This window comes from Arthrobacter sp. SPT-J7, from assembly GCF_059089965.1.
The window spans coordinates 1-9,977 of record NZ_JBNHFF010000120.1 but is presented as its reverse complement, the minus strand read 5'-3'; the positions used below and the strand labels follow the sequence as shown (position 1 = coordinate 9,977).

The following is a 9,977-nucleotide window of genomic DNA, read 5'->3' as shown; positions in this document are numbered from 1 at the left end:
ATGTCACGGGCAACCAGGCCCATGTTGTCCTGAATGTTTCGGGCATGCCGGCCACGTTCATGGACGCCCCGTACCCGCACGTCCAGCACATCCACGGCGGAGCGCAGGGCGTCTGCCCTGACCCTTCCGCCGATAAGGACGGCGACCAGGTCATCTCCACTACCGAAGGCGCCCCGTCCTACGGCGGCATCGTCACCACCCTGTCCACCAGCGGTGACACCAGCCCGGCAGCAGGCCTTGACCTCAAGGTCGCCGGCCAGGGTGCCGCCTACACCATTGACCGCACGTTCGAACTGAACGCCGAGACCAAAGCCGCCCTGGAAGCCGGGACCGCCGTGGTTGTTGTCCACGGCCTTGACCCCGCAACCCTCAGCGCAGCCGGCCAGGCAGCCAAGAGCGACCTTGTCCCCGAACTTCCGCTTGCCGCCACCTCCCCCGCCCTGTGCGGGACCTTGACCGCGGGCCAGATGAAGATGCCCGCAGGCGGCGCTGATACCGGCATCGCCACCGACACCGGCACCGACACCGGAGCCCTCGCCATCGGTTCCGGCCTGGCCCTGGTCGCCCTCGCCGGCGGCGCCTACGTCGTCCGCCGCCGCACCTCCGCAGCAGCCTAAGCACCAGCTGACCGGATCACTACAGTGACAAACATGAACTCCGGCCGCCGTGGGGGTCTAGGGGCCTCCACTGCGGCCGGGCTTCTGCTGGCCTTGGCCTTGGGCGGTTGCGGTGCCGGCAGCACCGGAACGCCCGACGCCGGCTCGGCACCTTCTGCGACGGCCGCCCCTTCGGTGGCGGCCACTACAGTACTGCCCGGCTCGGCCGTGCCGGCGCCGTCCGAGGCCCGCTCCGCTGCCGCCACTCCTGCTGTTGCCGGACCTGCGGTCCTGTCCCCGTCCGAACCGGTCTCGCTGGAAATCCCGGCTATCGGTGTTCGGACCGGACTCCTTAGCCTCGGATTACGGAAGAACGGCTCGCTCGAGGTACCCCAGGACGACGGTGACGGTGCCCCTGCCAGCTGGTACAACGGCTCGCCCACCCCTGGAGAACGCGGACCATCCGTGATGCTGGGCCACGTGAACTCGCCCAGCGGCCGTGGCGGTATCTTCGCGGACCTCCGCAAGCTTGTTCCGGGAATGGAGATTGCCGTTTCCCGCGCTGACGGCAGCACAGCCGTGTTCACGGTTGACCGCGGGGCGCTCTATAGCAAAAACGAATTCCCGACTCTAGAGGTCTATGGAAACACCCCAGGATCCGAGCTTCGCCTCATAACCTGCGACGGCTACGATCCCGCCACCGGCCTCTTTGATGACAACTACGTGATCTACGCAAAACTCAAAGCCTGACAGACGGCCGCGGATCCCTGGGGAGCGCGGCCAGGACGGAAGAGCCATGAAGAACCGCACCCCCCTGCTGGCCTCGCTGGCACTGTCGTCCCTGCTGCTCTCCGGGTGCGCAGCAGCGGCGGGGTCCATGGGAGCGGTGCCCGCACCGCCGTCGGGTGCTGCTTCCCCTGCCGCTTCGCCATCAGCGGCGCACAGCGGCGGGCATCACGACGGCGGCACCGCCTCCTCTCCCCGCCCCTCCGCGGAGGGGCCAAGCGAGGCCGCGAAGATGGTGTGCGGGGACCAGCCGATGGACAGGCTCACGTCGATCCTCGATCTGAAGCAGGCCCCCCGCACCGTGAACAGCTGGGCCGACAGCACGTTCACCTGCACCTACCACCTGGACGAAGGGGACCTGGTCATCTCCGTCAAGGAAGCCAAAGACCAGGCCACGGCACTGACTTACTTCGATGCGATGCAGGCACTGGCAGCGGATGCAAAGCCCATCGAAGGCCTCGCGAACCTCGGGTTCCCGGCTTATGAGACCGGGGACGGGTCCGCGGTGTTCCAAAAGGACAGCTTCGTGCTCCAGGTGGACGCCTCGGACCTGCCCGAAACCATGGGACCGGACGCCATCACGCGGAACGCCTTGGCCTACCAACTCTCCACCACCATCCTCGCCTGCTGGGTGGAACACCACTAGAACATTCCACGCGAAAACCCCTGGCCAGCAACTGCCCCCTGTCTGCTCGCTGGGTTAGCTGGCACGGCGGCGGGCGGCCGGTTTCCTGCCGTCCTGCTGGATTGCCCGCACGGCGTCGGGGAGATAGCCGCGTGTCTCCTCCGAGTTGGCCAGTTGCACCAGTTCGGCGGCCACCACCACCAGCTTTACGTTGCGGTGGCTGCTGGTGCTGACCAGTGTCTGGAAGGCATCCTCCGAACCCATTCCCAGCTGGCCCATCAGAATGCCCCTGGCCTGGTCTATGACACTGCGGGTGGACGTGGCGCCGGCAACCGCTTCCCGGGCTGTCCGCTCCGTTTCACGCTGGAGCGTAGAGGTCAGGTCCACCATCACCCCTTCAATGGAGGTAACTTCCCCCTCCGCGTTCATCATCCCATCGCCGGATGTCAGTACCCGCCTGGTCCGTCCCCGGGCGTCGATGATCCGGTGGTACATGCAGAAATAACCGCCGGTCCGGCAGACCTGCGCCACGATCTCCTTGCACCGCCGCCTGTCCTCTGGATGCTTATGCGAGTACAGCAGCTCCAACGTGGGGACCACATCGCCGCGCTCATAACCGTGCAGTTCGAACATCCCGTCAGACCACTCAAGCTTCCAGCCGTCCAGCTCCGCGTGGAACGTGCCCGCCACGCATTGGTTGTCGCCCAAAGCGCTCGAGTACGTGTAGGGGCCGCTGAGTTCAGCCACAGCCACCTCCGGTCTTCCTTTCCGCCCGCCCACCAGGACGTCCTGGCGTCGTTGCCAGTTCATTTAAGTATGTCGGGAAAGTTGCACCGGCGACAGAGCAGGCAGCCCCTCTGCGGCTGAACCCACATTTGGTGGGAGACCCACAACTCTTGACACCCATACCCCCAGGGGGTATATTTCAGGTGTTGTCAGTGAAGTGGTATGTCCCGGCCGGTGCCCCGCACCGCCTCTTACAGCCGTTCAACCCCAGCACCCATCGACCTTCATCAAGGAATGGAACTAACTGACATGCTCCACATCGAGAACCGCACTGAACTCCCCCCGGCATCCACTGCCGGCGGCAGCTGCTGCCATCCCGCCGGCCATGCAGCCGAGGCGCCCACCGCCGTCGAACTCCGCGACGCCGGCACCCCCACCCCCACGCCCTCCCGCCTTTCGCACTGATCCGGGCGATCCCCTCTTAGCTTTCGCGCCGGTCGAACCCCGGCAAGCACTGCCTCCAAGGAGGAACAATGCAGGACCATCAGCACCACACGCAGCATCACGACGACGAGGGCCGGCCCAGCGGCACAGTCACCGAAGCGGAGGCTGCTGCGGCTCCGGCCCGCCACGAACGCCTCGGCACCGGCACAGCCGCCCACAACGCCCATCATGACGATGAGCATGCCGTCCACACCCATGGACAGCACGCCGGCCACAGCACGGCCATGTTCAAGAACAGGTTCTGGCTCACGCTGGCACTGTCCGTTCCCGTGGTCTACTTCAGTCCGATGGTGGGCCACATCCTGGGTTACATGGCCCCGATGTTTCCGGGCTCAACCTGGATCCCTCCCGTCCTCGGCACAGTGATCTTCCTCTACGGCGGCCAGCCCTTCCTGAAAGGCGGCCTGCAGGAGCTGAAGGACCGCCGGCCCGGCATGATGCTCCTGATCGCCATGGCCATCTCCGTTGCCTTCGTGGCATCCTGGGTTACCAGCCTTGGCCTTGGCGGTTTCGACCTTGACTTCTGGTGGGAACTGGCGCTGCTGGTGGCCATCATGCTGCTCGGGCACTGGATCGAAATGCGGGCGCTCGGATCGGCGCAGGGTGCCCTTGATGCCCTTGCCGCGCTGCTCCCCGATGAGGCGGAGCGCATCACGGAAAGCGGAACGGAAACGGTGCCCGTCTCCGAACTCCGGCCCGCCGACCTTGTCCTGGTGCGCTCGGGCGCCCGGATGCCGGCCGATGGAACGGTGGTTGACGGGCAGGCCGAGTTCGACGAATCAATGATCACCGGCGAGTCCAAAACGGTACTTCGGAGTGTTGGAGATGCCGTGGTGGCAGGAACAGTCGCCACGGACAACAGCGTGCGTGTCCGGGTGGATGCGGTCGGCGACGATACAGCACTTGCCGGGATCCAGCGGCTGGTGGCCGAAGCGCAGGCGTCCTCGTCCCGGGCCCAGGCACTGGCTGACCGCGCGGCAGCCTTCCTGTTCTACTTTGCGGCGGGCGCCGGGGTTATCACTTTCATCGTGTGGACCCTTCTGGGCAGCATCCCCGAGGCCGTGACCCGCACCGTCACTGTTCTGGTCATCGCCTGCCCGCATGCTTTGGGCCTGGCCATTCCCCTGGTCATCGCAATTTCCACCGAGCAGGCTGCCCGCGCCGGCGTCCTGATCAAAAACCGGATGGCGCTGGAGCGGATGCGCACCATCGACGTGGTCCTCTTCGACAAGACCGGGACCCTCACCACCGGCGAGCCTGAGCTGAAGGACGTGGCGACGGCATCCGGAGTAGACACTGACGGTCTGCTGGCCCTGGCCGCGGCCGTCGAGTCCGACAGTGAGCACCCCGTGGCCCGGGCCATCGTCCGCGCAGCCCGGGAGCGGGGCCTTCCGCTTCCTGCCGCTGCCGGCTTCAGCTCGCTGACTGGCCGTGGCGTCCGTGCTTCCGTGGACGGCCGCACCGTGCACGTAGGCGGGCCGGCGCTCCTGCGCGAGCTTGGCGCCGTCGTACCTCCTGCCCTGGCCAGCACGACGCACGGGTGGATGGACCGCGGCGCGGCCGTCCTGCATGTGGTCGACGACGGCCGGGTTCTCGGGGCGGTCAGCCTCGAGGACGCTGTGCGGGCAGAGTCGCGCCAAGCGGTAGCTGCCCTGCAGCAGCGCGGTGTCAGGGTGGGCATGATCACCGGTGACGCCCGGCAGGTGGCTGAGTCCGTGGCTGCCGACCTGAACATTGACGAGGTGTTCGCCGAGGTTCTGCCTGCGGACAAGGACAAGAAGGTGGCCGAGCTGCAGGCCCGCGGCCTGAAGGTGGCGATGGTGGGCGACGGCGTCAACGACTCCCCGGCGCTGGCCCGGGCAGAGGTGGGCATCGCCATTGGTGGGGGTACGGACGTGGCCATGGAATCGGCAGGGGTGGTGCTGGCCGGAAACGACCCGCGCGCGGTGCTGTCGATGGTGGACTTGTCGCGGGCAAGCTACCGCAAGATGTGGCAGAACCTGGTGTGGGCCACCGGCTACAACATCCTGTCCGTGCCGTTGGCCGCAGGCGTGCTGGCCTTCGCCGGGGTGGTGCTGTCCCCAGCCGCCGGCGCCGTGCTGATGTCGGTGTCCACTATCGTGGTGGCCTTGAACGCCCAGCTGCTGCGGCGGGTGCGCCTCAACCCGTCAGAGGTAGGTTGAAAACCAAACCCTTCCTCACTCAACGCAGCCAAAACCCAAACCCTCCACCAGTTCCACCAGAAGGACCATTGCAATGAAGATCAGCACGTTCGCCGTCGCCGCAGCCCTCGCCGCCTCGCTTGGCCTTGCCGGCTGCGCCGCCGGCACCGGGACCTCCGGCGGCAGCAGCACCCACGGCGCGGATCACGGCAACCCGAGCGCCATGTCCAGCATGACGCCGGAGGCCAACGCCGAACATAACCAGGCGGACATCATGTTCGCCCGGATGATGATCCCGCACCACGCTCAGGCTGTGGAGATGAGCGACATCATCCTGGTAAAGCCGGACCTGCCCGGGGAAGTCTCCGCGCTGGCCACCAGGATCAAGGATGCCCAGGCTCCGGAAATCGAGGCCATGAACGGGTGGCTCAAGCGGTGGAACGTCTCCCCTGCACTGTCGGACCACTCCGGGCACGGAATGTCCGGCATGGTGGACGACGAAGGAATCGGCAAACTCAGGGCGGCTGAGGGCACCGAGGCCGCCAGGCTCTTTATGGAGCAGATGACGGGGCACCACGAAGGCGCGGTGGAGATGGCCCAGCAGGAGATCGGTGCGGGCAAGTATCCCGAGGCCGTCCAACTGGCCCGGGACATTGTCAGGGCCCAGGAGGCGGAAATCACCGAGATGAGGCAACTCCTGGCCGGGCTCTAGCCGCCTTAGCTCAGGCGCCGCTCCTTTTCACGTGTTCGGGAAGGATTCCGACCCCCACCAATCGTGCGGTGAGGCGGCGCAGCAGTGGTGAGGCTGCCCCGAGAAACACGACGAGCCAGCGTGGTGCAACGCGGCTTCCGGCGGCTGCCCTGAAAAGTACCTTGTGTCCGTTGCGCTGAAGCAGCTGCATGACCTTGACTGGCCGCTCCCGACGCCGCTGCACCGCCGCTAGCTTCTCCACCGGCGCCTTTCCGGTTCCGAGGTCCGCGGTGATGGCATTGGACAGTGCGACAGCGTCCTGGATGGCGAAGTTCACTCCGACGCCGAACATTGGGGACATCGCGTGGGCAGCGTCACCAATCGCGATGAATCCGGGGCGGTACCAGCGCCGGAGCCGGTTGATTTGGACGGAGAGGAGCTTGATCTGGTCCCAGTTTGTAAGGGTTGCGACGACGGGGCTCAGGACGGGAGCGGCCCCACTGATGCGCTTTTGAAGGGCATCAAGCCCTGACCTTCGAAGCTCGTCGAAACCACCCTTTTTAATGACCATTCCAGACTGGTATCTGTCACCTCGGTCAATGGTGAGGACCATGCCTTGCGCCGATATGTATCCGAGGGTTGCAGGCGGAGGGTCCGGCGGCTTGGGCAGGTTGAACCAAAGTACATCAATAGGCACGCCGAAATCCTCGGGTGCCATCCCGGCGGCAGCGCGCAGTACCGAAGCCCGTCCGTCAGCGGCGACAGTGAGCGTCGCCCGGATTTCAAGCGCACCCTCGGGGGTATTGGCCCGCACCCCATGCACCTGATCGTGCTCGAGGATGAGGCCGCTGACCTCGCTGAACATACGCAGTTCGAAGTTGGGGAACGCCGTCGCCTCGCCGGCCAGGAAGTTCAGGAAGTCCCACTGCGGGGCAAAGACGAGGAAGTTGTCCGGCGCGGGGAGGGTGCCGAAGTCCACCAAAGTGAGGCGCTGGCCGTCCAACACGGCGTCCATGGTGGATAACCGGGTCAGTGGCAGCTCCAGGAATTTCTCGCGCAGCCCGAGTTCCCCGAGCAGGGTCACAGTGGAAGGATGCACCGTGTCGCCGCGAAAGTCGCGCAGGAAATCCCCGTGTTTCTCTAGCACTGTCACGCGCAGGCCACTGCGGGCCAGCAGGTAACCGAGCACCATCCCGGCAGGGCCGCCGCCGGCAATCACGCAGTCCCGTTCCGTCACGTTGTCCACAGCTCTATCTTCGGGCCTGCTTGGCGTTAAGTGGGAGAGCGTCCGATGGAAATCCGCGTTAACTGAAAGAGCGTCCGATGGAAATCCGCGTTAAGTGGGAGAGCGTCCGCTGGAAAACCGCGTTAAGTGAGAGAGGGTGCGGGGTGGGGCGGCCGCCGTCGGGCAGTTGCGTGTTAAGTTGAAAAGCACGGAGGCACCGGCTGGAAAGAGAAATCTCCCTTGGACTCACCCGCACCAGTAACAATCCTGACCGTCTGTACGGGCAATATCTGCCGGTCCCCCGTAGCCGAGCGGCTTCTGCAAGCAGGGCTCAACCAGGTAATGCCGGGCGGCTTCGTCGTGGCGAGCGCAGGGACCCGGGCAATGGTGGGCGATCCCATGCAGCCTATCTCAGCGGACATCGTGCGCACTTTCGGCGGTGATCCCGAGAACTTCGCCGCCCGCCAGCTGACCCCAAAAATTCTGCGCGGTGTTGACCTGGTGCTCACCATGACCTCCGGGCACCGCGGCGAAGTCCTGCAACTGGACGCGTCGCTCCTCAAAAGGACGTTCACCATCCGCGAATTCGCCCGGATGCTTGATGTCCTGGACCAGCGCGCTGCCGCTGCCGAGGGCAGGAAACCTGGCGCAGGAACGCCCAACGACGGCGATCCGCTGGCCGCGAACCACACCTTCTGGCGGAGCTTGCCGGCCCGTGCGGCCGCTGTGCGGCATCTGTCGCTGCCCGCAGACTCGGCCGAGAACGACATCATCGACCCCTACCGCCGGGCGCCTGAGGTGTACCGGCAGATGGAGGATGAACTCGCGCCCGCCATCGTGTCCATCCTGCGCCACGCACGCCTCAACGCTCCAGTTCGCCCGACGCGTGCAGGTTCGCTGTAGCGTTACCGCGGCCCCGGCACCTTTCCCAGGACGTCGGCGACGGCGCCCCGACTGCCCGGCCGGCCTGCCGCCGTCGTTAGGCGCGCCACCTCCTGACCCAGCCTCCGCGTGGTTGAGCCACGTGCCAGGTCCCCGCAGATGACAGTTTGGACACGTATGTAGCCAGTGAGGGCCTGGCGGGCGGACACTGATCCCACCATCCCACAATGAGGTGAGGCACAATGAGCACGCCAGCCGGTTCTGAACCATCCGGTACCACCCCCTCCGACCCCCCTCCGCATGGTCTTGGCCTGGTGGCATACGGGCGGCGGCGGTGGATCGCGGCACTGCTGGCACTCGTCCTTGTGGTGGTTGCCGCCGTCGCGGTCGTCAGCCTCAACCGCGCCGGCAGCGAGGCGCAGCCTGCGGCCACGCAGAGCGAAACCCCCTCGCCCGCGCCCTCCGAGACGCCTTCGGAAACCCCGCCTCCCCCGCCGCCGCCTCCACCCATTCCGGAGCATCCCGCTGTACCCATGAACGTGCTGGTCATTGGCAGCGATATGCGCGGCGTCGCCAAGGATGCTGCAGCACACACGGCGGCCACCGGCCAGCCCATGGACCACCGCGCAGACGCCCTGATGCTTGTCCACGTCCCGGCTGACCGCCGGGCACTGTACGTCGTCTCGATCAACAGGGATATGTGGGTGGATATCCCCGGCTTCGGTGGGGGGAAGATCAACGCGGGGTTGCAGTACGGTGGCATCGACATGACCACCCAGACCGTTCAGCAGCTGTTCGGGATCACCATCGACCACACCCTGATGCTGGACTTCGGCGGCTTCAAGCATCTGGTGGATGGGCTGGGCGGCATCGAGGTCAACGTCCCCGTCCCATTCCAGTCGACGCACGATACGCGACACGTTTTCGGTCCCGGCCTGAACCACCTGGACGGTCAGGCCGCGCTGGAGTTCGCCCGGGAGCGGTACGCGTTCGTCGACGGCGACTTCCAGCGGGTGCGCAACCAACAAATCCTGCTCCGCGCCATTCTTGCGCGGCTGGTGGCCGGCGGCGGATTGAACGACGTAACGGTGGTCAGGGGCCTGGTCGACTTGGCCTCCTGCTGCCTCACGGTGGACAAGGGCTTCGACCCGGTGCAGGCGGCCATCCTTGCATACAGCCTTCGCAACGTTGATGTGAACGCCATCGGCACCATGACCCTTCCGACAGCGGGGGCGGGGTTCATTGCCGAGCAGTCCGTGCTGTTCCCGGATTACGGGGCGATCAACGCCGTGGGGGCGGCGCTGCGGGAGGGCCGGATCGGAGAGTTCGCCGTGCCGTAGGGGAAGCAGGGCCAGTGGTCACGGGGTGCCGGGTTGCTGGCGACGTGCATGGTGACAACCGGCGCGCACATTACCTGGCGCCAGTGAAATATCCCCCGCGCCACATCATTTGCGGGTCGCCTGGAGATCGGCGCGTCGAAAACCGGGCGGCGGCCCCTTGCTGTTCAGTCAGGCGGTACCCCAAGTTCACCGCAGGGAAACTGTCCGTGCGCCAGCTGCCGGCAGGCTGGACGGCATGGCTGACATTTCTCGCCGCACCATCGTCAAGGGATCCGTCCTCGCCGCCGCGCTGGCGGCCACACCCACAGCCGTGCAGGCGGCGGCCGCTCCGCGCCAGTCACCAGCCGGCGTGGCGCTCGTCCGCAACCGGCTCACCCTCCCCAGCGGTATCGCCACCGGCGATGTCACCTCGGACTCCGCCGTGCTGTGGTCGCGCGCTT

The 9,977-nt window shown here is 66.2% G+C and carries 10 protein-coding genes and 1 pseudogene; 9 read left to right on the top strand and 2 right to left on the bottom strand.

Annotation, left to right across the window (positions count from 1 at the left end):
• From AC5RWX_RS26115 to AC5RWX_RS26105, 3 genes are all read left to right on the top strand, one after another.
• Positions 1–617 (top strand): hypothetical protein (locus tag AC5RWX_RS26115; protein WP_494099187.1); only part of this gene is annotated, 617 nt, incomplete at its 5' end.
• 33 nt (positions 618–650) lie between these two features.
• Positions 651–1,346, top strand: a complete 696-nt coding sequence (locus AC5RWX_RS26110; protein WP_494099186.1) for a sortase domain-containing protein — start codon at positions 651–653, stop codon at positions 1,344–1,346.
• 46 nt (positions 1,347–1,392) lie between these two features.
• Positions 1,393–2,028 (top strand): hypothetical protein, encoded by a 636-nt coding sequence (locus AC5RWX_RS26105; RefSeq protein ID WP_494099185.1) that lies wholly within the window; start codon positions 1,393–1,395, stop codon positions 2,026–2,028.
• Between the two features lie 54 nt (positions 2,029–2,082).
• Here the strand turns inward: AC5RWX_RS26105 and AC5RWX_RS26100 are convergent, their stop codons facing one another.
• Positions 2,083–2,817 (bottom strand): PAS and ANTAR domain-containing protein, encoded by a 735-nt coding sequence (locus AC5RWX_RS26100; protein WP_494099184.1) that lies wholly within the window; start codon positions 2,815–2,817, stop codon positions 2,083–2,085.
• Positions 2,818–3,027: 210 nt separating this feature from the next.
• Here AC5RWX_RS26100 and AC5RWX_RS26095 point away from each other — a divergent pair, with 210 nt between their 5' ends.
• The 3 genes from AC5RWX_RS26095 to AC5RWX_RS26085 all read left to right on the top strand — a co-directional run bounded on the left by AC5RWX_RS26095 (position 3,028) and on the right by AC5RWX_RS26085 (position 6,111).
• Positions 3,028–3,198, top strand: a complete 171-nt coding sequence (locus tag AC5RWX_RS26095) for a hypothetical protein (RefSeq protein WP_494099183.1) — start codon at positions 3,028–3,030, stop codon at positions 3,196–3,198.
• 68 nt (positions 3,199–3,266) lie between these two features.
• The gene (locus AC5RWX_RS26090; protein ID WP_494099182.1) at positions 3,267–5,420 is read left to right on the top strand and encodes a heavy metal translocating P-type ATPase; all 2,154 of its coding nucleotides are present in this window, start codon (positions 3,267–3,269) and stop codon (positions 5,418–5,420) included.
• Positions 5,421–5,493: 73 nt separating this feature from the next.
• A complete protein-coding gene (locus AC5RWX_RS26085) occupies positions 5,494–6,111 on the top strand; it encodes a DUF305 domain-containing protein (RefSeq protein ID WP_494099181.1) in 618 nt (205 codons plus the stop codon).
• Positions 6,112–6,121: 10 nt separating this feature from the next.
• On the opposite strand, the gene AC5RWX_RS26080 is transcribed toward AC5RWX_RS26085, so the two are convergent.
• On the bottom strand, positions 6,122–7,336 hold the full coding sequence (locus tag AC5RWX_RS26080) for an FAD-dependent oxidoreductase (protein WP_494099180.1): 1,215 nt from the start codon (positions 7,334–7,336) through the stop codon (positions 6,122–6,124).
• Positions 7,337–7,555: 219 nt separating this feature from the next.
• On the opposite strand from AC5RWX_RS26080, the gene AC5RWX_RS26075 reads away from it, so the two are divergent.
• The 3 genes and pseudogenes from AC5RWX_RS26075 to AC5RWX_RS26065 all read left to right on the top strand — a co-directional run.
• A complete protein-coding gene (locus AC5RWX_RS26075; RefSeq protein WP_494099179.1) occupies positions 7,556–8,218 on the top strand; it encodes an arsenate reductase/protein-tyrosine-phosphatase family protein in 663 nt (220 codons plus the stop codon).
• A 221-nt stretch (positions 8,219–8,439) separates the two neighbouring features.
• Positions 8,440–9,537, top strand: a complete 1,098-nt coding sequence (locus AC5RWX_RS26070; protein WP_494099178.1) for an LCP family protein — start codon at positions 8,440–8,442, stop codon at positions 9,535–9,537.
• A 235-nt stretch (positions 9,538–9,772) separates the two neighbouring features.
• A pseudogene (locus AC5RWX_RS26065) lies at positions 9,773–9,977 on the top strand (alkaline phosphatase D family protein); the annotation flags it as partial.

Excerpts from the sequence above, each read along its gene's own strand:
- AC5RWX_RS26105 (WP_494099185.1), top strand. The coding sequence starts at position 1,393 with ATGAAGAACCGCACCCCCCTGCTGGCCTCGCTGGCACTGTCGTCCCTG.
- AC5RWX_RS26085 (WP_494099181.1), top strand. The coding sequence starts at position 5,494 with ATGAAGATCAGCACGTTCGCCGTCGCCGCAGCCCTCGCCGCCTCGCTT.
- AC5RWX_RS26090 (WP_494099182.1), top strand. The coding sequence starts at position 3,267 with ATGCAGGACCATCAGCACCACACGCAGCATCACGACGACGAGGGCCGG.
- AC5RWX_RS26070 (WP_494099178.1), top strand. The coding sequence starts at position 8,440 with ATGAGCACGCCAGCCGGTTCTGAACCATCCGGTACCACCCCCTCCGAC.
- AC5RWX_RS26095 (WP_494099183.1), top strand. The coding sequence starts at position 3,028 with ATGGAACTAACTGACATGCTCCACATCGAGAACCGCACTGAACTCCCC.
- AC5RWX_RS26100 (WP_494099184.1), bottom strand. The coding sequence starts at position 2,817 with ATGAACTGGCAACGACGCCAGGACGTCCTGGTGGGCGGGCGGAAAGGA.
- AC5RWX_RS26110 (WP_494099186.1), top strand. The coding sequence starts at position 651 with ATGAACTCCGGCCGCCGTGGGGGTCTAGGGGCCTCCACTGCGGCCGGG.